This window comes from Pseudomonas tumuqii (assembly GCF_013184545.1).
In the GTDB taxonomy this organism is placed as follows: domain Bacteria; phylum Pseudomonadota; class Gammaproteobacteria; order Pseudomonadales; family Pseudomonadaceae; genus Aquipseudomonas; species Aquipseudomonas tumuqii.
Genome location: NZ_JAAOJA010000002.1, coordinates 208377 through 231679 on the forward strand (window position 1 = coordinate 208377; position 23303 = coordinate 231679).

A 23303-nucleotide genomic window follows, 5' to 3' on the forward strand; every position below is an offset into this window, starting at 1 on the left:
GCAAGTTCCGAATCGCATTGCTCAGCTCTGCTGGTCCAGGGAGTACCGAGCCTGATGTGTACCCATCAGTTCACTAGATCGGCATGCGTCGGGGGCCAACCCCGGGGTGTGAAGCCCGATTAACAATGTCTCCTCTCCATGCGAGAAATGCGCTCCGGTGACGGCGCGCGTGTTATGTCCGAATTGCACGGATGTATGGAGGCTAGTGACCTAACCCGCATGGCTAACGCATGTGAATCGTCGACAGAACCCTCGTGATAATGAACGGGCCTACGGCAATTATCGGCCCCAGCCAAAACGGCAATGCAGTTGGTCATCACATTGGGAGTAAGTGATGCGGTGCCATCACAACTGCCGGGGGAAAGACGAAGCCTAAACGGGGAATCGATGCGACTCGGGGAACGTGGCAATCCCGACCACCCGCCTTGCCAGCAACATCGGCGCGGCAGGCAAACCGCAAGGAGCGCTGATGGGTGTGGGGAATAGGACGATGCAAGAAGCGAATGGCCGCCTGTAATGGGTGGCATACCGGTTGAAACATTACCGGCAGGGACAACCCTGGCTGACGTGCATCTGGTTTACGAGCGCAACAAGAGCCGCTGATTCCAGCGTAATAACGACCCTAGGGGTGGATTCTGCCCCTAGGGAAGAGTCCGTCCTGATGGTCTGTAAATACTTCAGGAGGACTGTATGAAAGCGCAACCAGCAACACCGGTTACGCCTGCGTCCTTCGACGGAGCAATGAACTGGCACGATCTCGATTGGGCCAAGGTTCAGACCTCTGTTCGGAAAACGCAGCTAAAGATTGCGCAGGCAACACGGGAAGGCGACTGGCGCAGGGTTAAACGCCTGCAACGGATGCTGACCCACTCGTTTCACGGCCGTTGTTTGGCTGTGCGACGAGTGACGGAGAACCGGGGTCGCAAGACCCCGGGCGTCGACGGAGAAACCTGGGGCTCGCCCCAAGCCAAGCTCCACGCCGTGATGCGTCTGTCGAAAAAACGGGGTTATCGGCCCAGACCGCTGCGGCGGGTATGGATTCCGAAGCCAGGCAAGCAGGAGAAGCGCCCATTGGGTATCCCGACGATGTTGGATCGGGCCATGCAGGCGCTTTATCTGCAAGCACTAGAACCCGTGGTGGAGAGCAACAGTGATCCGAGAAGTTACGGCTTCCGGCCTGACCGCTCGACCGCCGATGCGATGGTGGAGATCTTTCACCTACTGGCGCCGCAAGTGGCGCCGGTATGGATTCTGGAGGGGGACATCAAGGGGTTCTTCGACAATATCAACCACGAGTGGCTGTGCCGAAATGTCCCGATGGACAGGGCGGTGCTGCGCAAGTGGTTGAAGGCCGGGGTGATCGACCGGCGACAAATCATGGCCACGGAGGCCGGGACGCCGCAGGGAGGGATCATCTCCCCCTGCCTGGCAAACGCCACTCTTAATGGTCTGGAAACCTCGCTGAAAGGCCATCTGGCGCAGATGCTGGGAATCAAAAAGGCCAAGAAGACCAAGGTTCAGGTGGTGCGCTATGCGGATGATTTCGTGATTCTGGCGGACTCGAAAGAGTTGCTGGAAAGCGAGATCAAACCTTGGGTGGAACAATTCCTGTCGGTACGAGGGGTTGCGCTGTCCCAGGAGAAAACGCAGATCGTATGTATCACCGAAGGCTTCGATTTTCTCGGGTGGAACTTCAGGAAGTACGTGCCGAAATCGCCGTACAGGAAGGCCAAGCTGTTGATCAAACCCTCGAAGAAGAACGCCTCGGCGTTTTATCGGAAGGTGCGGGAGATCATCAAGAACAGCGGAGCCATGACGCAGGAAGCGTTGATCGGCCAGCTGAACCCGGTACTGAAGGGGTGGGCGCAATACCACTCCCCGGTCGTGGCAAAGGAAACCTTCAGCAAGCTGGATCATCTGATCCATTGGCGACTCTGGAGGTGGGCGAAGCGTAGGCACTCGAAAAAGTCTGCTGGGTGGATCAGGAATAAATACTTCCGATCCGTTGGCGGGCAAAACTGGGTGTTCGCGCATCCCTACAAGAATGGCAAGGGTGAGAAGAAATTTCGCCGGTTGTACAATTTGGCGGAAACCGCAATCGTGCGCCACAAGCGTCTGTCGGGTGAGTATCAGCCCTACGACGCGGAGCACGAGCTGAAGTGGGAGGCACTGAGAGTCCAACGGATGCAGCACAAGCTGCGTTATCGGGGGCAGATTCTCAGCATCTTTCGCAGGCAGAAGGGCCTCTGTGCCCATTGTGGGCAAGCGATCAGCAAGGAAACCGGCTGGCACGACCACCACGTCATCAGACGAGTGGACGGCGGTTCGGACATTCTGAGCAATCGCGTGCTGCTTCACCCCAACTGTCATGCGCTGGCCCACAGTCAGCAACTCAAGGTGACTCTTCGATATAGCGGTCTGTAGTGCTAAGATCGCGCTCCAAAGTTACCGGCCAGCATTAGGCTGGCTTTACGTGAACCTGAGCCGTATGCGGTGAAAGCCGCACGTACGGTTCTTCGGGGGCCCTGGATCAGTAATGATCTCAGGGCTACCCGACTTTTTCCGGCAGGAGTGGTTGCATGATTGCGGGCAGTATGGTGGCACTGGTCACGCCCATGGATGCGCAAGGTGGTCTCGATTGGGACAGCCTGAGCAAACTGGTGGATTTCCACCTGCAAGAGGGCACCAACGCCATCGTCGCGGTCGGTACCACCGGCGAGTCGGCCACGTTGGAAGTGTCCGAACACATCGAAGTAATCCGACGTGTGGTCGATCAGGTCGCCGGCCGCATTCCGGTGATCGCCGGTACGGGTGGCAATTCCACGCGCGAATCGGTCGAACTGACGCGCGCCGCCAAGGATGTGGGCGCCGATGCCTGCCTGTTGGTCACGCCTTATTACAATAAGCCGACCCAGGAAGGCTTGTATCTACACTTCAGGCATATCGCCGAGTCGGTGGCCATTCCGCAGATTCTCTACAACGTGCCGGGGCGCACCGTGTGCGACATGCTGCCGGAAACGGTCGAGCGTCTGTCGAAGATCGCCAACATCATCGGGATCAAGGAAGCCACCGGCGACCTGCAGCGCGGCCAGGAAGTACTGGATCGGGTGAGCAAGGATTTCCTGGTGTATTCCGGCGATGACGCTACCGCCGTCGAACTGATGCTGATTGGCGGCAAGGGCAATATCTCGGTGACCGCCAACGTCGCGCCGCGCGCCATGGCCGAAATGTGCGCCGCCGCCATGGCTGGCGACGCCGTTACTGCGCGCGCCATCAATGATCGTCTGATGCCACTGCACAAGGCGCTGTTTATCGAGTCCAACCCGATACCGGTGAAATTCGCCCTGCATGAAATGGGCATGATGCCGGACGGTATCCGCTTGCCGCTGACCTGGCTCAGCCCGCGTTGTCATGAACCGCTGCGTCAGGCCCTGCGCCAGACCGGCGTATTGGTTTAATCGAGGAAATACTACGCATGAAGCGACTGGGCGGACTCTCCGCACTTGCTCTGATCATCTCCAGCACCAGCGGTTGTGGCTGGATCTATGGTGAAGATGGCTATTTCCGCGATCGCGGCAGCGACTACCTCACTGCCCGGCAAACTGCGCCCATGCAGTTGCCGGCGAACGTTGTATCCAAGCGCCTCGATCCGTTGTTGCCGGTGCCGCCGCAGGTTGCCAGCAGCACGGTCGAGGGTAAATACGAAGTCCCGCGACCGCAGGCGCTGGCCGTGCGTGCCGATGCCAGCGAGTTCAGCCTGCAGAAAAGCGGCGAGTCGCGTTGGCTGATCGCCCAGCGCGTGCCGGCCGAAGTCTGGCCAGTCGCCCGTCAATTCTTCGAAGACAACGGCTTCCGGATTGCCGACGAGCGTCCGCAGACCGGCGAATTCGTCACCGAGTGGCAGCGCTTCGATCAGCTCTCCGCGGCCATGGCGCAGCGTTTGAGCAGTCGTGTGTCGGGCGTGGCGGCAGATGCCGAAACCCGCGTGCGGGTGCGTATCGAGCCAGGCGTGCAACGCAATACCAGCGAAGTCTTCGTGCTCAGTGCCGAGCGTCCAGCTGGCAGCAGCGCCGATGTGGCCTTCGCCAGCGGTAGCGGCAATGCCAGCCTGGAAGCCGCGCTGCTCGACGAAATGCTGGTGAGCATGGCGCGCAGTGCCGAGCAGGGCGGTTCCGTATCGCTGCTGGCCGCCCGCGACTTCGATGCGCCGAGCCGCGTCAGCCTGTCAGAAGACGGTAACGGCAACCCGGTATTGAACCTAGGTGCCGATTTCGATCGCGCCTGGTCCGGTGTCGGTCGCTCCCTGGAAATGGCCGATGTGCGCATCGACGACCTCAACCGTAGCCTCGGTGTGTACTACATCAACCTGGCCGAAGGTGCACAGAAGAAGGACGAAGAGCCGGGCTTCTTCGCTGGCCTGTTCGGTGGCGAGCCGGACAAGGAAGAAATCGATGCGCGTGCCGAGCGTTACCAGGTGCGCCTGACGCCGGTGGGTGACAGCGTCCAGGTCACCGTGGAAAAAGACCTGAATACCATTGCCCCGGCCGATGTGGCGCGCCGCATCCTCGGCCTGATCCAGGAAAATCTCGGCTAATCGGCTGTATGCACAGCTGTGATACCAATAGGCGAAACCCGGCGGGTTTCGCCTGTTTCGTTTGCTAAAGGCGGAAATCCCGATATGACCACTCCTGCGACCCTGAGCCTGAAGAAAATCTACTCGGGTAAAGTCCGCGACCTCTACGAAATCGACGACAAGCGCATGCTGATGGTCGCCACCGACCGTCTCTCGGCGTTCGACGTGATCCTCGCCGAGCCGATTCCGGACAAGGGCAAGATCCTCACCGCGATTTCCAACTTCTGGTTCGACAAGCTGGCCGGCCTGGTGCCCAACCACTTCACCGGCGACAAGGTCGAAGATGTGGTGCCGGCCGCCGAGTTGCCACTGGTGGAAGGCCGCGCAGTAGTCGCCAAGCGCCTCAAGCCGGTTGCCGTGGAAGCCATCGTGCGCGGTTACATCGCCGGCTCCGGCTGGAAGGAATACCAGAACAGCGGCACCATCTGCGGCATCCAGCTGCCCGCCGGGTTGCAGGAAGCCTCCAAGCTGCCGCAACCGATCTTCACCCCCTCGACCAAGGCCGCCGTTGGCGACCACGACGAGAACATCTCCTTCGAGCAGTGCGCCGCGATCATCGGTGCCGAACTGGCCGCCCAGGTGCGTGATACCGCCATCGCCCTGTACAGCGCCGCCGTCGAGTACGCCGCCACCCGCGGCATCATCATCGCCGACACCAAGTTCGAGTTCGGCCTGGACGAAAACGGTACCCTGACCCTGATGGACGAAGTGCTGACCCCCGACTCCAGCCGCTTCTGGCCGGCCGACAGCTACGTCGAAGGCAAGAACCCGCCGAGCTTCGACAAGCAGTTCGTGCGTGACTGGCTGGAATCCACCGGCTGGAACAAGGAGCCACCGGCCCCCGCCGTACCGGCCGAGGTCGCGCAGAAGACCGCCGACAAATACCGCGAGGCGCTGACCCGGCTGACCGCCTGATCGACCGCTGTGCAGCACAACGACTGGGGGAGGAGCGGCTTCAGCCGCGAAGCTCCTGCTCCTCGATAGCGCGCGGGGCGCTTCCAGGCACGCGCACCCAAGGTGCCAGCGCAAGCATCTGAAAGCATGCGAAAAATTCTACCGATTGGGCTTCGCCAAACGCGCTTGTGCTGCTATCATGCGCGCCGCCACGGGAAGATGCCGGAGTGGCCGAACGGGACGGATTCGAAATCCGTTGTGTTAGCGATAGCACCTAGGGTTCAAATCCCTATCTTCCCGCCATACATGTAACGCTAAGCCCCTGACGTCTATAAAGACTTCAGGGGCTTTTGCGTTTCTGGAGTGCCGGCTATGCCAAATCCGGCGCCTGCTTACCTATAGGGCGCCTGTTTACCTATAGCCTGCAGCCAAATTCGGGATGCCGTCGTGCCTGTGTGAAACAGCTATTTAGATGCAGCTAGATGCACGTGAATTGTGTATTTTTGCACAGGGCTTTTGCACGGGAATCAAGCGATGGACTGGGACAATCTGCGTTACTTCCTCGAGCTGTCGAGGGCGGGCAAGTTGACCGCGGCGGCTCGTCGTCTGGGGGTCGATCACACCACGGTAGCGCGCCGCGTGCAGGCGCTGGAGAAGAGCCTGGGCCAGCCACTGTTCATTCGCGGTGGTGCCGGCTACAGCCTGACGGAGGTTGGCCGGCGCTTGTTGTCGCAGGTGGAGGCGATGGAGAGTGCTTACCTGTCAATCGAGCAGGGTGATGGCGAGGGTGGGGGAGGAGGTGTTTCCGGCCTGGTGCGCATTGGCGCTACCGAAGGCTATGGGGTTGAACTGCTGGCTGGACAATTGGCGTCCTTGTCCAAGCGCCATCCCAATCTGGGTCTCGACCTGCTTGCCGTGCCGCGCATGGTGCGTCTCGCGCGGCACGAGGCGGATATCGTGATCACTCTGGAGCGCCCGGAGCGCGGCCCCTACATCATCACCAAACTGACCGATTACTGTCTGCGGTTGTACGCCTCGACGGAGTACCTCGACAGCCATCCGCCGATCCACAGCCGCGAGGATCTGCGCCAGCACACCTTCGTCAGCTATATCGAGGATCTGCTCTACAGCAAGGAGCTGCATTACCTGGATGAGATCGGCAAACCGCTGCAGATCGCCCTGCGCAGCACCAGTATCCTGGCCCAGCAGAACGCCGCCATTGCCGGTGCCGGCATCGCCATTCTGCCCAGTTTTTCCGCGCGTAGGGTGCCGCAGCTTCAGGAGATCCTCGCCGATCAGGTCGAGTTCATCCGCACCTTCTGGATGCTGATGCCGGTGGAAGGCAAGGACCTGGCGCGCATCCGTGTGACCTGGGACTTTCTGCGCGAGATGGCGCAGCAAAATCAGGATCTGATGATGGGGCGTTAGCAGGCAGCTGTCTCCTGACTGCTGCGGCAGCCAGGAGACAGCTTGGGGTGGATCGGTATTCTGGCGATCTGCCGCGGGCATCAGAGATCGCCAGCAAGCTGGCTCCGACAAAGGGCATCGCTTGGCCGGGTGACCTTAGAGCAGCTTTTCCAGCTCAGGTACGACCTCGAACAGATCCGCCACCAGGCCGTAATCGGCCACCTGGAAGATCGGCGCCTCTTCGTCCTTGTTGATCGCGACTATCACCTTGGAGTCCTTCATGCCGGCCAGGTGCTGGATCGCGCCGGAGATACCGACGGCGATGTACAGCTGCGGCGCGACGATCTTGCCGGTCTGACCGACCTGCATGTCGTTGGGCACGAAATCGGCGTCGACCGCGGCGCGCGAAGCACCGACTGCCGCGCCGAGCTTGTCGGCCAGGGCGTACAGATGCTTGAAGTTATCGCCGTTCTGCATGCCGCGGCCGCCGGACACGACGATCTTGGCAGCAGTCAGTTCCGGACGATCGGACTTGGCCAGTTCTTCGCCGACGAACGCCGACTTGCCGGCATCGCCGCCAGCCATCACGGCTTCAACGGCAGCGCTGCCGCCTTCGGCAGTCACCGGGTCGAAACCGGTGGCACGCACGGTGATGACTTTCACGGCAGCGCTGGACTGCACGGTGGCGATGGCGTTACCGGCATAGATCGGTCGCTTGAAGGTATCGGTGCTTTCCACTGCGATGATTTCGGAGATCTGATCGACGTCCAGCGCAGCGGCGACCCGCGGCAGGATGTTCTTGCCGTTGCTGGTGGCGGCAGCCAATACATGGCTGTAAATCGTGCGCTGCGCGATCACCAGGCTTGCCACTAAAGGGGCGACATTCTCAGGCAGCTGGTGGGCGAAGGCGGCGTTGTCGGCCACCAGCACCTTGGCCACGCCGGCGACTTTGGCCGCGGCTTCGGCGGCAGCGGCGCAACCGCTACCGGCCACCAGTAGGTGCACATCACCGCCCATTTTCAGGGCCGCAGCAACGGTATTCAGGGTGGCAGGCGCCAGGGCCGCATTGGTGTGCTCTGCAACAACCAGGATAGTCATTAGATTACCTTCGCTTCGTTCTTCAGTTTCTCGACCAGTTCCGCGACCGACTTGACCTTGATCCCGGCGCTGCGGGTAGCAGGCGCTTCGACTTTCAGGGTCTTCACGGTGGAGGTGGTGGCAACGCCCAGGGCTTCAGGGGTGACCACTTCCAGCGGCTTCTTCTTGGCCTTCATGATATTCGGCAGGGAGGCATAGCGCGGCTCGTTCAAACGCAGGTCGGTGGTGACGATCGCCGGCAGGTTCAATGCCACGGTCTGCAGGCCGCCGTCGACTTCGCGAGTCACGTTGACCTTGTCGCCCGCCACTTCCACCTTGGAGGCGAAGGTACCTTGCGCGTAACCGCTCAGGGCGGCGAGCATCTGCCCGGTCTGGTTGTTGTCGCTGTCGATCGCTTGTTTGCCGAGGATCACCAGCTGCGGCTGCTCCTTGTCGACCACCGCCTTGAGCAGCTTGGCCACGGCCAGGGAATTCAGCTCGTCATTCGACTCGACCAGGATGGCGCGATCGGCGCCCAGGGCCAGCGCGGTACGCAGCTGCTCTTGAGCAGCAGTCGGACCGATCGACACCACGACGATTTCGCTGGCTACGCCTTTTTCTTTCAGGCGTACCGCTTCTTCCACGGCGATTTCGCAGAAGGGATTCATCGACATCTTGACGTTGGCAAGATCAACGCCGCTGTTGTCCGCCTTGACGCGAACCTTGACGTTGTAGTCGACCACTCGTTTGATCGCGACCAGAACTCTCATGGGGCCTCTCTTCATCGAATAAAAAAGCGCAGGCTGCCCAGGTAAGGGCGTGCCGTGCGCAAAAGGGGATTACAGCGGGTAGTTGGCCAGCTCTCGGGCGATCAGCAAACGCTGGATTTCGCTTGAGCCTTCGTAGATCTGGGTGATGCGCGCGTCGCGGTAGTAGCGCTCCACCGGGTAGTCCTCCAGGTAACCGTAGCCACCGTGGATCTGTACCGCCTTGGAACACACCCGCTCGGCCATCTCCGAGGCGAACAACTTGGCCTGCGAGGCCTGCGACAGGCAGGGATGCCCGGCGCTCTTCAGGCGTGCCGCATGCAGGATCAGCAGGCGCGCGGCATTGAGCTGGGTGTGCATGTCGGCGAGCAGGTTGGCGATGCTCTGGTGCTCGCCAATCGGTTTGCCGAACTGGATTCGCTCGCGGGAATAACCCAGGGCGGCGTCGAAGGCCGCGCGGGCGATGCCCAGGGCCTGGGCGGCGATGCCGATGCGGCCGCCTTCCAGGTTGGACAGGGCGATCGACAAGCCTTTACCGCGCGGGCCGAGCAGGTTGGCTTCGGGGATGGTGCAATCGCTCAAGGTCACCGCGCAGGTGTCGGAGGCGCGGATGCCCATCTTGTGTTCGCTGCGGTCGACCGTGAAGCCCGGGGTGTCGGTCGGCACCAGGAAGGCCGACAGGCCTTTCTTGCCCAGTTCCGGGTCGGTGACGGCGAAGACGATGGCCAGCTTGGCGCGTTTGCCGTTGCTGACGAACTGCTTGGCGCCATTCAGTACCCATTGGCCATCGCGCAGCTCGGCACGGGTGCGCAGGTTGTTGGCTTCGGAGCCAGCCTGCGGCTCGGTCAGGCAGAAGCAGCCAATCGCCTGGCCGCTGGCCAGATCCGCGAGCCAGAAATCCTTCTGCGCCTGGGTGCCGAAATTCAGGATCGGGCCGCAACCGACCGAGTTATGGATGCTCATCAGCGCCCCGACGGCGCCGTCGCCGGCCGAGATTTCCTCTACGGCCAGGGCATAGGCGACGTAATCGATGTAGCTGCCGCCCCATTCTTCGGGCACCACCATGCCGAGCAGGCCCAACTCGCCCATCTGGGCCACCAGGGCGTCATCGATCCAGCCGGCTTTCTCCATGGCCTGGGCCTTGGGCGCGATTTCGCGACGGGCGAAGTCGCGGGCCATGTCGCGGATCATGCGTTGCTCTTCACTCAGTTCGAGGTCGTGCATCGGGTATCTCTCTTGTTCTGTGGGGCTCAGGCGCTGACTGTGCGCCGGGATTTGCCAGGGGAGGGCTTGAAGCCGGCGAAGAAGGCCTGCACCCGTGCGGGGTCAAGTTCTGCCAGGGTGGCTGGGTTCCAGCGTGGGTTCTTGTCCTTGTCGATGATCAGTGCGCGCACGCCTTCCATCAGGTCGCCCTTGTCGAACCACTGGTAGTCCAGGTGCAGTTCCTGGGCGAAGCAGTCGGCCAGCGGCAGGTTGCGCCCGCGGCGCAACAGTTCCAGGGTCACGGCCATGGCCAGCGGCGAGCGGCTGTCGAGCACCTTGACGGTTTCCTCGGCCCAGTCCTGAAACTCTGGACGGCTTTCTGTCAGCAGTGCCGCGCGTATCGACGCCAGGTCGGGCAGGGCGAAGTACTCGTCGATGGCCGGACGCAAGGCCTTGAGCTCCGAGCCCGGCAGCTTGCTCACGGCGAGGGTGGCGAGCAGGGTGCGCAAGGCTTCCCGGGGATGGCTGGTCCAGCTCATGCTGTCGAGGCAGCGATCCAGTTCGGCAATCTGCTCGCTGGTGATGCACCAGTCAGCCAGGCGCGCGTAAAGGGCATCGGCGGCGCGTACCTGGATGCCGCTGACGCCCAGGTAGATGCCCAGCTCGCCGGGCAGGCGCGGCAGAAAATAGCTGCCAGCGACATCCGGGTAGAAGCCGATACCCACTTCCGGCATGCCCATGCGCGTGCGTTCGGTAATCACCCGCAGCGTGGCACCCTGCGCCAGACCCATGCCGCCGCCGAGGACGAAGCCGTCCATCAGCGCCATGATCGGTTTGGGGTAGGTGTGGATGTATTCGTCGAGGGCATATTCCTCTTCGAGGAAGATCTCGTGCTGGTTGTTGCCTGACTTGTGGCTGTCGTAAAGCATGCGAATGTCGCCGCCCGCACAGAAGGCTTTCTCGCCGGCGGCGCGCAACACCACGGCGACGATTTGCGGATCCTGTTCCCAGGCATGCAACTGCTGCAGGAGCAGACGCACCATGGGCAGGGTCAGGGCATTCAGGCCGGCCGGACGATTCAGCGTCAGGTGGCCGATGCGATTGCGGACTGCCGCCAGAACGGGCGCTTCGACATCGCTCATGTTCAGGCGTCCTTGCGGTACAGGTTGATGATTGCGGAGAAATCCAGGCCGCCATTCCCCTGGGCACTGAAGCTCTGGTAGAGCTGCTGGGCGAGGGCGCCGAGGATCACCGGCTGACCGACCTGCTTGGCCGCTTCGCTGGCCAGGCCGAGGTCCTTGAGCATCAGATCGGTACCGAAACCGCCGCTGTAGCCACGGGTGGCCGGCGCAGTTTCCAGCACGCCGGGGAAGGGGTTGTAGCTGTCCGAGCTCCAGCAGCGGCCGCTGGAAGTGTTGATGATGCCGGCCAGGACGCTGGCATCCATCCCCAGGGACACGCCGAGGGCCATGGCTTCGGCGACGCCGATCATGGAGATGCCGAGCAGCATGTTGTTGGCGACCTTGGCCACCTGGCCGTTGCCGGTGTCGCCGCAGTGCACGATGTTCTTGCCCATGGCCGCAAGAATCGGCTGGGCGCGGTCGAAGTCGGCAAGCGAGCCACCGACCATAAAGGTCAGGGTGCCGGCAGTCGCGCCGCCGGTGCCGCCGGAAACCGGCGCGTCGAGCATGGGGTTGCCGTGTTCGGTGGCAGCCTTGGCCACTTCACGGGCGCTGAGCGGGTCGATGGTCGAGCAGTCGATCAGCAGGACGCCAGGCTGTACATGGGCCAGCAGGCCGTTGTCGCCCAGGTACACGGACTTCACATGCGCAGCGGCGGGCAGCATGCTGATGATCAGTTCGGCGTCGCTCTGGGCGATGGCGGCCGGCGAGGCGGCGGCGGTGGCGCCGGCCTCGACCAGGCGTGCCAGCGAGGCCGGCGACAAGTCGAATACCGTCAGGCTGTGGCCAGCCTTGAGCAGATTGAGGGCCATCGGGCCGCCCATGTTGCCGAGCCCTAGAAAACCTATGTGCATGGTGGATCCTCGCTAAATGGGGTGGCGTCAGCAGTGCTTGAACTGCGCGGCGCGTTTCTCGACGAAGGCGCTCATGCCTTCCTTCTGATCGGCGGTGGCGAATATCGAGTGGAATACCCGACGCTCGAAGCGCACGCCTTCGCTGAGGCCGCCCTCGAACACGCGGTTGATGCATTCCTTGACCAGCATGCTGCTCGGCAATGATTTTTCCGCGATGGCATGGGCGGCCTTGAGGGTTTCTTCCAGCAGGCTGTCGGCTGGTAGTACGCGGGCAACCAGACCGGCGCGCTCGGCTTCCTGGGCGTCCATCTGGCGGCCGGTCAGGCACATCTCCATGGCCTTGGCCTTGCCCAGGGCGCGGGTCAGGCGCTGGGTGCCGCCGATCCCGGGGAGCACGCCGAGGTTGATTTCCGGCTGACCGAACTTGGCGTTGTCGGCGGCGTAGATGAAGTCGCACATCAGCGCCAGTTCACAACCGCCGCCCAGGGCATAACCGGCGACGGCGGCGATCAGCGGTTTGCGTCGGCTGGCAATGCGGTCGGCGCTGGAGAAGAAGTCGTCGAGGAACACCTGGGGGAAGGTCAGCTCGGTCATTTCCTTGATATCGGCACCGGCGGCGAAGGCCTTGGCCGAACCAGTGAGAACCGTGCAGCCGATCTGCGGATCCTTCTCCAGCTGGTCCAGTGCCAGGTTCAGCTCGGAGATCAGTTGGCTGTTGAGCGCGTTCAGCGCTTGCGGGCGGTTCAGGGTGATTAGCCCAACACGTCCTTGCACCTCGAGTAGCAGGGTTTCAAATTGCATGACGCAGACTCCTGAGTCAGGCAGGCGCCAGGCTGGCGCCTGCCTGGCGGTTTATTTCAGGGTGATGGTGGTGTTGACGGCGCCGCTGACTTCGTCTTCGTCGAACCAGCGCTGGGTGATGGTCTTGGTCTGGGTATAGAACTGCACCACCTGCTTACCGTACGGACCGAGGTCGCCGAGCTTGGACGCGCGCGAACCGCTGAAGGAGAACAGCGGGACCGGCACCGGAATCGGCACGTTGATGCCGACCTGGCCGACGTCGATTTCTTCCTGGAAGTGCCTTGCGGCGGCGCCGGAGCGGGTGAACAGGGCCGTGCCGTTACCGTTCGGGTTGGCGTTGATCAGCTCGATGGCATCGTTCAGGGTGTCGGCGTGCAAGACGCAGAGGACCGGGCCGAAGATCTCTTCGCGGTAGATGCTCATCTCCGTGGTCACGTCGGAGAAGATGGTCGGGCCGACGAAGTTGCCCTGGGTGTAGCCGACCACCTCTGGGTTGCGGCCATCCAGTACCAGCGTGGCGCCTTCGCCGATGCCGGTGGCGATCAGGCTGCCGATCCGGTCCAGCGCCGAGCAGGACACCACCGGGCCGATATCGGTGCCTGGCTCGGCGCCACCGCTGATCTTCAGGGTCTTGGTCTTCTCGACCAGCTCCGGCAGCCACTGTTGTGCCTCGCCGACCAGGATCACCACCGGCAGCGCCATGCAGCGCTGGCCGGCGGCACCGAAGGCGGCGCCGAGCAGGTTGTTCAGGGTCTGCGCCTTGTTCGCGTCTGGCAGCACGATGGCGTGGTTCTTCGCGCCCATCATGCATTGCGCGCGCTTGCCGTTCTGGGTGGCGCGGTTGTAGACGTGGGTGCCGACCTTGGTCGAGCCGACGAAGGACACTGCCTTGATGTCCGGGTGATCGCAGATCAGGTTGACCGCATCGACGCCACCGTGAATCACGTTGAGCACGCCTGGCGGAACCCCTGCTTCCATGGCCAGTTCGGCCAGGCGCATGGTCACCATCGGGTCCTGCTCGGACGGCTTGAGCACAAAGGTGTTGCCGGTGGCGATGGCCATCGGGAACATCCACAGCGGAATCATTGCCGGGAAGTTGAACGGGGTGATGCCGGCGCACACGCCCAGCGGCTGCAGCAGGGTGTAGGTGTCGACGCCACCGGCGACGTTATTGGCCAGCTCGCCGAGCTGCAGGTTGCCGATGCTGGCCGCATGCTCGACCACTTCCAGACCGCGGAACACGTCACCTTCGGCGTCTGGCAGGGTCTTGCCCTGTTCGGCGGTGAGGATCGCCGCCAGCTCCTTCATGTTCTCGCGGATCAGTTGCTGATACTTGAGGAAGACCCGCGCACGGGCGCCGATCGGCGTCTTGCGCCAGGTCTTGAAGGCTTCCTTGGCGCTGGCCACCGCGGCATTCATTTCCTCAATGGTAGCGAAGGGCACACGGGCCAGGACTTCCTGGGTGGCCGGATTGACCACGTCGCGCCATTGGGTGGTCTTGGATTCGACCAGTTGGCCGCCGATCAGCAGTTTGACGGTGGGAATCGAGCTTTGAGTCGTCATGAGGCACTCCGCCTGGTGATTTGTTGTAAGGGCTCGGCCAACTCGGCCATAGAGCGAGCATGCAAACAGACTATCAGTGCATATTTGCTTTATTAAATAGGTGGATGTGCAGATTTGTTGTGCGTTTTTGCACGGACACTTGGCTCTTTTTTACAAGCTGCCGTCTGGGTTAGGCGCATCGCGTGGCGAGGGGCCCTGATTGGCCAACAGCGCCAAGCGGAGGGGCCAGTTGTTCAGGCCGCGCTTGTTGGCACCGTACGGATCCTGAAAATTCTTGTGTTGAGTGGCTTGTGCATTGGCTGATGCGGGTGTAGCTTAATAAAAAACCGCCTTGTTGGTTTTTAATAAATCGTAGATGAGAGCTCCCGTTTGCCGCGGTTCGAGCACATCGAGAGATCGATAAAACGGCCGGTCAGCACCGAGCCAGGGTTGAAACAAGCAAAGGTGTAGGAAGAAATAGATAAATTAAAACGATCATGCTGGTTTTAATATGTCGGTACACTTGATCGACTGCCGACTCAACTCAGTTCGGAGAATCCAATGAATAAGAATAAAAAAACGAAGGTGGAGAGGTTTGTCAGGGTGCACCTGGCGACGGCGATCAGTGCGGCGGCGCTGGCGCTTGCAACCCAGCCAGCCAGTGCATTCAGCATCGACGTGGGTAACCCGGACCTGGCCGTGCGTTGGGACAACACCCTGAAGTACAACGCTGGCTGGCGGGTTGAAGGGCGCGACAAGAACCTGGTGAACTCCGCCGTCTTCAATTCGTCGACCCTGTCCCACGACAAGGGCGATATGGTGACCAACCGTGTCGACATCTTCAGCGAGTTCGACTTCATCTATAAGGATGACCACGGCTTCCGTGTGTCGGCGGCGGGTTGGAACGACTTCGAATACGATGACAAGGTCAAGTTCAATCCCGTGTTCGGCGATTCGCCCTACCCGAACAACAGGTTCACCAGCGACGTGGAGCGCTACTACAAGCGCTCCGGCGAAATTCTCGATGCCTTCGTCTTCACCAGGCTCGATCTGGGCAGCGTGCCGCTCAACATTCGCGCGGGTCGCCACAATCTCTATTGGGGCGAGGCACTGTTTACCATTGGCGATGGTATTTCCTACGGTCAGGGGCCGCTGGATCTGCGCAAGGCCACTTCGACGCCGGGCATCGAGGCCAAGGAACTGTTCCTGCCGCAGAACCAGCTGTCCGCTTCGGCGCAGCTGACCGACAAGATCAGCGTGGCGGCCAACTATTACATGGAATGGGATCCGCACCGCTTTCCCGACGGCGGCACCTACCTGGGCGCCAGCGATGTCAGCCTGTTGGGCGGCCAGGTCCTTGGCGGTCTGCCCTACGTCGGCGATGTGGACAGCGGGCCCAACAAGACCCCCGACGACAAGGGCAGCTTCGGCCTCAACGCGAAGATCCAGTCCGATACCCTGGGCGGCAGCGTCGGTCTGTACTACCGCAAGTTCGATGACCGCATGCCCAATCTGGTGTTCGATCCGGTCACCGGGGTGCTCTTCAACGACTATGCCGAGGACGTGAAACTCTACGGCCTGAGCTACAACCGCCTGGTCGGTTCGGTCTCGGTCGGTGCCGAGCTGTCGCGGCGCGAGGACACCGCCCTGGCCGGTAACGCGCGTGGCGACACCTGGCACGCGCTGGTCAACATGATCGCCTATATCGGCCAGACTCCGCTGTTCGACTCGGCACCATTGCTGGTCGAGCTGACCTATTCGCGCCTGGACAAGGTCAGCAGCTCGACCAAGGCCCAGTTCGAGGCCCAGCACGAGGATCATGGCTGCACCCTGGGCACCAAAGGTGGCTGTGTGAGCGACGAGGCGTGGGGCATGAACGTCGCCTTCACCCCGACCTGGTATCAGGTCTTCCCGGGCATCGACATGACCCTGCCGCTGAACTTCGGTATGGGCCTCAAGGGCAACTCGCCAGCACCCTTGGGCGCAGCCGAGAACGCCGGAGCCTGGAGCGTCGGTGTGGGACTCGACATTTACTCGCAGTACAAGGTCAACCTGGCCTACAACGATTATTTCGGCGACTACGTCCAGGCGCCGGGTACCGATCAGATCATCGGTTTCAATGGCAGCGGCACGCTGAATGATCGTGGTTGGTTGTCCCTGACACTGAAGACCACCTTCTGATGACAACAATAAAAGAGGCAAACAAGATGCAGCACACAATCAAACTGCTCTCTGCGGTCATCGGTATGGTCGTCAGCGGTTCGCTGCTGGCCGCCGTGTCTCCTGAAGAAGCCAAGCAACTGGGCACTACGCTGACCCCTTGGGGCGCCGAGGTCGCCGGCAATGCGGACGGTACCATCCCCGCTTACAGTGGCGGTATTCAGCCACCGGCCAACTATGACCCGAGCAAACCGGGCATTCGGCCCGATCCGTTTGCCGACGAGCCAGTGGTGTTGACCATCACCTCCGCCAACATGGCCGAGCACGCGGACAAACTGACCGAGGGCACCAAGGCGCTGTTCGCCAAGTACCCGAATTTCCGTATAGACGTCTATCCGACGCATCGCACCGCGCGGTATCCGGACTTCTACCTGGAAAACAGCAAGAAAAACGCCACCGAGTGCCAATTGACCCCGGAAGGCTTGTCCGTCAGCAACTGCTGGGCCGGTGCACCGTTCCCGATTCCGAAGAGCGGACAGGAAGTCATGTGGAACCGCATCTTCAAGTTCGAGCAGGCTGCGTTTCGTGCCGACGATCTGATGACCACGGTGGTCGATGCCAACGGCACCGTGATCAACACCGCGGGTTGGAAACAGTGGAACCAATATCCGCTGTGGATCGACAAGCAGAACGAGAAGCTGGTCGGTGATGAACTCAACGAGATGTATCGGGCGGACTACAACGCGCCGGCGCGCAAGGCGGGGGAAAAGCTGGTGCTGCACGATGGCATCAACATGCTCACCAACCCGCGTCGTGCCTGGAGTTATGTAGTGGGTCAGCGTCGGGTGAAACTGTCGCCGGACGTAGCCTACGACACGCCATCGCCGACCGGTGCGGGTATCGGCACGGTGGATGATTCCTCGGTATTCTACGGTGCGTTCGACCGCTATGACTTCACCCTGGTCGGCAAGAAGGAAATGTACATTCCCTACAACATGTTCAAGATCCAGGATCAGAGCAAGTGCGGCAAGGATGTGGTGTTTACGGCGAACTTCATCAATCCGGATTGCGTGCGCTGGGAGTTGCACCGGGTCTGGGTGGTCGACGCCAAGCTGAAGCCCGGCAAGCGTCACATCTACCCGACTCGTACCCTTTACTGGGATGAGGATTACCTCGGCGTGGGTATGGCCGACTCCTATGACAGCACCGGTAAGGTCTACCGTGTGGTGCAGTCAGAATCCTTCCCGTTCTACGAGTCGGCCGGTCATATCAGCGGCCAGTTCGCCGTGTATGACCTGGCCAGTGGCGCCTATACCCGTCAGGCCTACTCCACCGGTAAAACCGGTTGGTATACCGCTGATCCGGTGCCGACCAATACCTTCTCAGCCTCGGCACTGACTGGCGGCGGTATTCGCTAAGGCCCCGTGCAGTGGCGTGGCGCAATCATTTTTGCCGCGCCACATGCTGAGTCAGGCTGATGCTTGCTTGTGGAACATGTCCGCGCGTTTTCAGGGGCAGGGCGATAGCCCTGCATCTTCTGGGGCTGCGGTGTGAGGAGAGTTTCGATGCGAGTCTTTGCTTTTTCTGATTGCAGGGCCTTCTTGCTGAGTATCTGGCTGATGACCTGTGGCTATGTTCAGGCGTTTGAAGATCCGACGCAGGTTGCTGCGGCAATGAGCGAGAAATTGCTCATGAGCCCGCTGATAGCCGTTGCCATGGCTGGCGAGCGTAGGGTAGCGGTGGGGCAGCGTGGGCACATTGCCCTTTCCCAAGACGCTGGCCATAGCTGGCTGCAGGCACGGGTGCCTGTCAGCAGTGATCTGGTGGCAGTGAGTTTTCCCAGCCCGCAACACGGCTGGGCCGTGGGTCATGGCGGGGTGGTGTTGCATAGCGAGGACGGCGGTTTCAACTGGGCGTTGCAGCTGGATGGGCAGCAGGCATCCAGGCTGATCCTCGATTACTACACGGACAACGCTCGCGGTGGTGCGCTGGAGAACGCGCAGCTGTATATCGAGCGCGAGCAGAGCTTGATTGGCTATGGCGGTACGCAGCCGCTGATGGCAGTGCATTTCATCGATGAACAGGTCGGATTCGTGGTGGGGCTGTTCAACCGGATTCTTAAAACGGTCGACGGGGGCAAGACCTGGGAACCCTGGCTGCACCGGGTCGACAATCCCAACGAGCTGCATTTCTATTCGCTCAGTGCCGACGCGCGGGCGCTCTACATAACCGGCGAGCAGGGCATGGTTTGGCGCATGGGCCACGATCAGGCGTCATTCGTCGCCATCCCCACCGACTATGCCGGAACGCTGTTCGGCGCGACCAGTAACGGTAAAAGCCTGATCGCTTTCGGCATGCGCGGCAGTGTGTTTCGTTCCACCGACGAGGGCGTGAATTGGGCGCGTATCCCGGTCGATACCCAGGCCGGCATCACGGCTGGGGTGTTTTTACCGAGCGGGCATCTACTACTGACCAATTTGGCCGGCGAGGTGGACTTGAGCATGGATGAAGGCCGGACCTTCAGCCGGGTGCAGCTCAAGCAGTCGATGCCGCTGTTTGGCTTGGTGGCCGGGGTGGATGGCAACCTGACCTTGGTGGGCGCCAGCGGTGTGCAGCGCGAAACGATGGCGCTGGCGGCCATCAAGGCCAGGGAATCGAGTGCCGTAGTCGATAGCACCTCCGATCCTATGTCCACCTTGCTTGGAGCTGGCTATGGCTACCGTCACTGACGCCACGAAAATGGCTGTGATCGAAGACCTCAAGGACTTCGATGGCCGCTCCGGCAGTTTGCTCGAGCAGCTGATCTTTAATAGCCGCGTGCTGATAATCGCCAGTTGCGTGCTGTTGACCCTGTTTCTCGGGCTGCAACTGCGCGATCTGAAGATCGCCGCCAGCTACGAAAAAATGCTGCCGCACGGGCAGGAGTACATCAGGAATTTTCTCGACAACCGCAGCGAGTTGCGGGGTCTGGCCGATTCGGTACGTATCGTGGTGGAGGCCAGGGACGGCGATATTTTCAATGCCGAGTACCTGGCCGAATTGGCCAAGATCAATGATGAGATCTTCATCCTGCAGGGAGTCGATCGGCCCTGGATGAAGTCGATCTTCACTCCGGTGGTGCGCTGGACCGAGGTCACCGAGGAGGGCTTCACCGGTGGGCCGGTATTGCCCAACGATTACGACGGCTCGGCGCGTTCGATCGAAGATTTGCGCCTCAACATCGGGCGTGCCGATGCGGTTGGCAGCCTGGTGGCGCATGACTATCGCTCGAGCATGATAGTCGTGCCGCTGATGGCCAGGGATGCCGAAGGCAAGGCGGTGAATTACCAGGCGCTGTCGCAGTCGATCGAGACGATCCGCCAGCGCTATGGCGAGGGCGAGCAGGCCAAGGTCAACATCTATGTGATCGGCTTCGCCAAGATGATCGGCGACCTGATCGCCGGGCTGGAAAAGGTCGCGCTGTTCTTCCTCGCTGCCGTGCTGATCGCCGCCGCCATCATCTATGCCTATACCCGCTGCATCCGCAGTACCGTGCTGGTGCTGTGCTGTTCGATCGTGGCGGTGGTCTGGCAATTGGGTCTGATCGCCCTGTTCGGTTACAACCTCGATCCATTCTCCATGCTGGTGCCGTTTCTGGTATTTGCCATCGGCGTCAGCCATGGCGCGCAGAAAATGAACGGCATCATGCAGGACATCGGCCGCGGCACCCACCGTCTGGTCGCCGCTCGCTATACCTTCCGCCGCCTGTTCCTGGCCGGCGTGACCGCGCTGTTGGCGGACGTGGTGGGCTTTGCCGTGTTGATGATCATCGACATCCCGGTGATCCGCGAGCTGGCCCTGACCGCCAGTATCGGCGTCGGGGTGTTGATCTTCACCAACCTGATTCTGATCCCGGTGCTGCTGTCCTATATCGGCGTTACGCCCAAGGCGGCGCAACGCAGTCTGGCGGTGGAGCAGGCCGATTCCCAACAGGCTTCCGGTTTCGGCCATGTATGGTCGACCCTCGAGCGCTTTACCGAGCGACGCTGGGCCCTGGGTGCCTTGCTGGTCGGCTTGGCACTGGGCGCCTGGGGTTTCATGACCTCGCTGCAGCTGCAGGTCGGCGATCTGGATGCCGGTGCGCCGGAGCTGCGCCCGGACTCCCGCTATAACCTGGACAATGCCTTCATCACCTCGCACTACAGCATTTCCAGCGACGTGTTCGCGGTGATGGTGAAAACCGGTAACGATGGCTGCCGCACTTATGAAACGCTGACGGAGGTCGATCGCCTGGGTTGGCAGCTGGCGCAAATCCCCGGCGTGCAGCGCACCGCCTCGCTGGCGGACACGGTACGCGGTTATACCGCCGGCATGTTCGAGGGCAATCCGAAATGGTCCACGATCAGCGACAACCAGGGCATCATCGATGCGCAAATCGGCAATGCGGTGTCCTGGAACTCCGAGTACCTGAATACCCGCTGCACGCTGACGCCGGTGGTGGCTTACCTGGCCGACCACAAGGCTGAAACGCTCGATCGCGTGGTCAAGGTGGCCAGTGAGTTCGCCGCAGAGCATGACACCGAGGACCGCAAGTTCCTGCTGGCTGCCGGTAACTCGGGCGTGGACGCGGCGACCAACATCGTGGTCAAGGGCGCCAACCGGCAGATGTTGTTCTACGTCTATGCGGCCGTGGCATTGCTGTGCCTGATCACCTTCCGCAGCTGGCGTGCGGTGATCGTGGCCCTGGTGCCGCTGATTCTCACCTCGATTCTCGCCGAAGCGCTGATGGTACACCTGGGCATCGGCATCAAGGTCGCCACCCTGCCGGTGGTGGCGCTCGGGGTGGGGATCGGCATCGACTACGCGATCTATCTGCTGAGCATCCAGTTGGCCTTCCAGCGTACCGGCATGCCGGTGGCTGAGGCTTACAAAAAGGCGCTGGCGACCACTGGCAAGGTGGTGGCGCTGGTCGGCGTGACCCTGGCCGCCGGCGTGATCACCTGGGCCTGGTCGCCGATCAAGTTCCAGGCCGACATGGGCATCCTGCTGACCTTCATGTTCGCCTGGAACATGCTTGGCGCGCTGATTCTGGTGCCGGCACTTTCCCACTTCCTGCTCCAGGGCGAATCCGCGCGCGCTCAGCACTTGACCCGCAAACAGCCCAACGCCAATGCAGTCGCAGAGGGCGCTGTCTGATGAGCAGACTTCGAGGCAAGGTCGCACTGATCATCGGTGCCGGCCGCGACAACATGGGCCAGGAGATCGCCCGCCGCTTTGCCGCCGAGGGGGCGAGGGTGGTGCTGGCGGGGCGTAATGTGGCGCAAATATCGCGTCTCGCCGAGGAGGTCGAGGGCGCGTACTTTCCGTGCGACATCACCTGCAAAAGCGAATTGGCGGCCTTGACCGCCCATGTTCTGGCCTGGGGCGGTGCGCTCGATATTGCGGTGAATAGCGTGGGCTGGGGGCTGAGCAAGGGCTTTCTGGAAACCACTGAGGACGACCTGGAAAAGATCACCAGCTTGCAGTTCAAGGGGCCTTTCCTGTTCTTCCAGGCCGTGATCGAGGTCATGCGCGACGGTGGCTCGATCATCCAGATCGGCTCGGCCACTACCCAGGCAGTGATCGAGAACTACGCCGCCTACATCGGCACCAAGGCCGGCATCGATCATGTGCTGAGGTGCGTGGCCAACGAGTTCGGCAGCCGCGGTATCCGCGCCAATTCGATTTCGCCGGGGTTGACCGAAACACCGATGACGGTAGAGGCGCTGGCCACACCGGGGGTGCGTGAGTGTTTCGTCGGGCGCTATCCGCTGGGCCGTATCGGCACCAAGGCCGATATCGCCGCGGCCGCCGTATGGCTGGCCAGTGATGAATGTTTCATGACCGGTGAAAACCTGCAGATCAATGGTGGTCTGCTGCTGCGCGGTAATCCGACCCGTGCCGATCTAGGGGCCGCGGTGGCAAAGGCGCTGGCTGCAACAGCCAGCGCCTGAGGATTAGTCATGGAACAGGGTGTCGACATGGAAATTAAACAAACAGGCAGAATTGATTGTGTTCTTGTGGCGGCCGGAAACTACCACGATATCGATTTCGCTCGTCTGGAACTGCTCAAGCTGCTCGGCGAAAACCAGCGCATCCGCGTGCGCGTGTTCGAGGACTACAGGGATCTGGAGGCCATTCGTGCCGCTGACTTTCTGCTGACCTACACCTGCGAGGTCATCCCCAGCCTGGAGCAGCAGATCGCCCTGCGCCAATGGTTGGAGCAGGGCGGGCGCTGGTATGCGCTGCATGGCACCAACTCGATTCTGCGCTTTCTCGACAACGGCCTGGTGGATACCCCCGCCTGGGCGCCGCATTTGATGACAACGCTCGGCTCGCAATTCGCCGCGCATCCACCGATCGGCCCGTTCTGTGTCGACGTGGCCAAGCCCGAGCACCCGCTGGTACGCGGCATCGAGCCTTTCGAGGTGACCGACGAGCGCTACCTGATGGACATGACGGCCGAGGTCGAGGTGCTGCTGGATACCGCGTTCGAGGGCGAAACCCCCGGTTTCGTCCGTGACCAGTGGCCGGCCCAGCGCCATCCGGTGCTCTATCTGCGGCCCCTGGGCAAGGGCGCCGTGCTCTACCTGACCCTCGGCCATTGTCGCGGCCATTACGACTTGCGCCCGCTGATGGATTTCTGGCCGCAGGTCGATCGCTGCGCCTGGGACCACCCAACGTTCCATGAATTGCTGCGTCGCGGCCTGAACTGGGCGGCACGCCTCGATCAGCCCGCGAATTAACCCTGTCCGGCGTGCGTCGG

Annotated in this window: 18 protein-coding genes and 1 tRNA gene; 12 read left to right on the forward strand and 7 right to left on the reverse strand. The window is 61.6% G+C overall.

Annotation, left to right across the window (positions count from 1 at the left end; translation table 11 throughout):
• Window positions 1–690 precede the first annotated feature (690 nt).
• The 6 genes from ltrA to G9C89_RS04895 all read left to right on the forward strand — a co-directional run bounded on the left by ltrA (window position 691) and on the right by G9C89_RS04895 (window position 6955).
• The gene (gene ltrA, locus G9C89_RS04870) at window positions 691–2424 is read left to right on the forward strand and encodes a group II intron reverse transcriptase/maturase (RefSeq protein ID WP_172145510.1); all 1734 of its coding nucleotides are present in this window, start codon (window positions 691–693) and stop codon (window positions 2422–2424) included.
• A gap of 155 nt (window positions 2425–2579) precedes the next feature.
• Window positions 2580–3458 carry a 4-hydroxy-tetrahydrodipicolinate synthase gene (gene dapA, locus G9C89_RS04875; protein ID WP_172145513.1) on the forward strand — a complete coding sequence of 293 codons (879 nt, stop codon included), beginning with the start codon at window positions 2580–2582 and terminating at the stop codon, window positions 3456–3458.
• Window positions 3459–3475: 17 nt separating this feature from the next.
• Window positions 3476–4594 (forward strand): outer membrane protein assembly factor BamC, encoded by a 1119-nt coding sequence (bamC, locus tag G9C89_RS04880; RefSeq protein WP_172145516.1) that lies wholly within the window; start codon window positions 3476–3478, stop codon window positions 4592–4594.
• Window positions 4595–4678: 84 nt separating this feature from the next.
• A complete protein-coding gene (locus tag G9C89_RS04885) occupies window positions 4679–5548 on the forward strand; it encodes a phosphoribosylaminoimidazolesuccinocarboxamide synthase (protein ID WP_172145519.1) in 870 nt (289 codons plus the stop codon).
• Window positions 5549–5740: 192 nt separating this feature from the next.
• Window positions 5741–5830: transfer RNA gene (locus tag G9C89_RS04890), tRNA-Ser, on the forward strand.
• A 231-nt stretch (window positions 5831–6061) separates the two neighbouring features.
• The gene (locus G9C89_RS04895; protein WP_172145522.1) at window positions 6062–6955 is read left to right on the forward strand and encodes a LysR family transcriptional regulator; all 894 of its coding nucleotides are present in this window, start codon (window positions 6062–6064) and stop codon (window positions 6953–6955) included.
• 135 nt (window positions 6956–7090) lie between these two features.
• On the opposite strand, the gene G9C89_RS04900 is transcribed toward G9C89_RS04895, so the two are convergent.
• The 7 genes from G9C89_RS04900 to G9C89_RS04930 form a co-directional block, all read right to left on the reverse strand.
• A complete protein-coding gene (locus G9C89_RS04900) occupies window positions 7091–8032 on the reverse strand; it encodes an electron transfer flavoprotein subunit alpha/FixB family protein (protein ID WP_172145525.1) in 942 nt (313 codons plus the stop codon).
• On the reverse strand, window positions 8032–8781 hold the full coding sequence (locus G9C89_RS04905) for an electron transfer flavoprotein subunit beta/FixA family protein (RefSeq protein ID WP_172145527.1): 750 nt from the start codon (window positions 8779–8781) through the stop codon (window positions 8032–8034). The genes G9C89_RS04900 and G9C89_RS04905 overlap by 1 nt, the downstream gene beginning before the upstream one ends.
• A gap of 69 nt (window positions 8782–8850) precedes the next feature.
• Window positions 8851–10002: an acyl-CoA dehydrogenase family protein gene (locus G9C89_RS04910; protein WP_172145530.1), complete on the reverse strand. Its 1152-nt coding sequence runs from the start codon at window positions 10000–10002 to the stop codon at window positions 8851–8853.
• Between the two features lie 26 nt (window positions 10003–10028).
• Complete coding sequence (locus tag G9C89_RS04915; RefSeq protein ID WP_172145533.1) at window positions 10029–11123, reverse strand: enoyl-CoA hydratase/isomerase family protein; 1095 nt, start codon at window positions 11121–11123, stop codon at window positions 10029–10031.
• Window positions 11124–11125: 2 nt separating this feature from the next.
• The gene (mmsB, locus tag G9C89_RS04920; RefSeq protein ID WP_172145535.1) at window positions 11126–12016 is read right to left on the reverse strand and encodes a 3-hydroxyisobutyrate dehydrogenase; all 891 of its coding nucleotides are present in this window, start codon (window positions 12014–12016) and stop codon (window positions 11126–11128) included.
• Between the two features lie 27 nt (window positions 12017–12043).
• Window positions 12044–12817, reverse strand: coding sequence for an enoyl-CoA hydratase (locus G9C89_RS04925; RefSeq protein ID WP_172145537.1), 774 nt, complete (start codon window positions 12815–12817; stop codon window positions 12044–12046).
• A gap of 51 nt (window positions 12818–12868) precedes the next feature.
• On the reverse strand, window positions 12869–14380 hold the full coding sequence (locus G9C89_RS04930; protein ID WP_172145539.1) for a CoA-acylating methylmalonate-semialdehyde dehydrogenase: 1512 nt from the start codon (window positions 14378–14380) through the stop codon (window positions 12869–12871).
• A gap of 540 nt (window positions 14381–14920) precedes the next feature.
• Here G9C89_RS04930 and G9C89_RS04935 point away from each other — a divergent pair.
• From G9C89_RS04935 to G9C89_RS04960, 6 genes are all read left to right on the forward strand, one after another.
• Window positions 14921–16540, forward strand: a complete 1620-nt coding sequence (locus tag G9C89_RS04935) for a DUF1302 domain-containing protein (RefSeq protein WP_172145541.1) — start codon at window positions 14921–14923, stop codon at window positions 16538–16540.
• A 26-nt stretch (window positions 16541–16566) separates the two neighbouring features.
• Window positions 16567–17937 carry a DUF1329 domain-containing protein gene (locus G9C89_RS04940; protein ID WP_172145543.1) on the forward strand — a complete coding sequence of 457 codons (1371 nt, stop codon included), beginning with the start codon at window positions 16567–16569 and terminating at the stop codon, window positions 17935–17937.
• Window positions 17938–18084: 147 nt separating this feature from the next.
• Window positions 18085–19248, forward strand: a complete 1164-nt coding sequence (locus tag G9C89_RS04945) for a WD40/YVTN/BNR-like repeat-containing protein (protein ID WP_218575908.1) — start codon at window positions 18085–18087, stop codon at window positions 19246–19248.
• Window positions 19232–21694, forward strand: coding sequence for an efflux RND transporter permease subunit (locus G9C89_RS04950; RefSeq protein WP_172145545.1), 2463 nt, complete (start codon window positions 19232–19234; stop codon window positions 21692–21694). Before G9C89_RS04945 ends, G9C89_RS04950 begins: the two co-directional genes overlap by 17 nt.
• The gene (locus G9C89_RS04955) at window positions 21694–22491 is read left to right on the forward strand and encodes an SDR family NAD(P)-dependent oxidoreductase (protein WP_172145547.1); all 798 of its coding nucleotides are present in this window, start codon (window positions 21694–21696) and stop codon (window positions 22489–22491) included. Before G9C89_RS04950 ends, G9C89_RS04955 begins: the two co-directional genes overlap by 1 nt.
• A 66-nt stretch (window positions 22492–22557) precedes the next feature.
• A complete protein-coding gene (locus G9C89_RS04960) occupies window positions 22558–23283 on the forward strand; it encodes a ThuA domain-containing protein (RefSeq protein ID WP_218575909.1) in 726 nt (241 codons plus the stop codon).
• The last annotated feature ends 20 nt before the right edge of the window (window positions 23284–23303 follow it).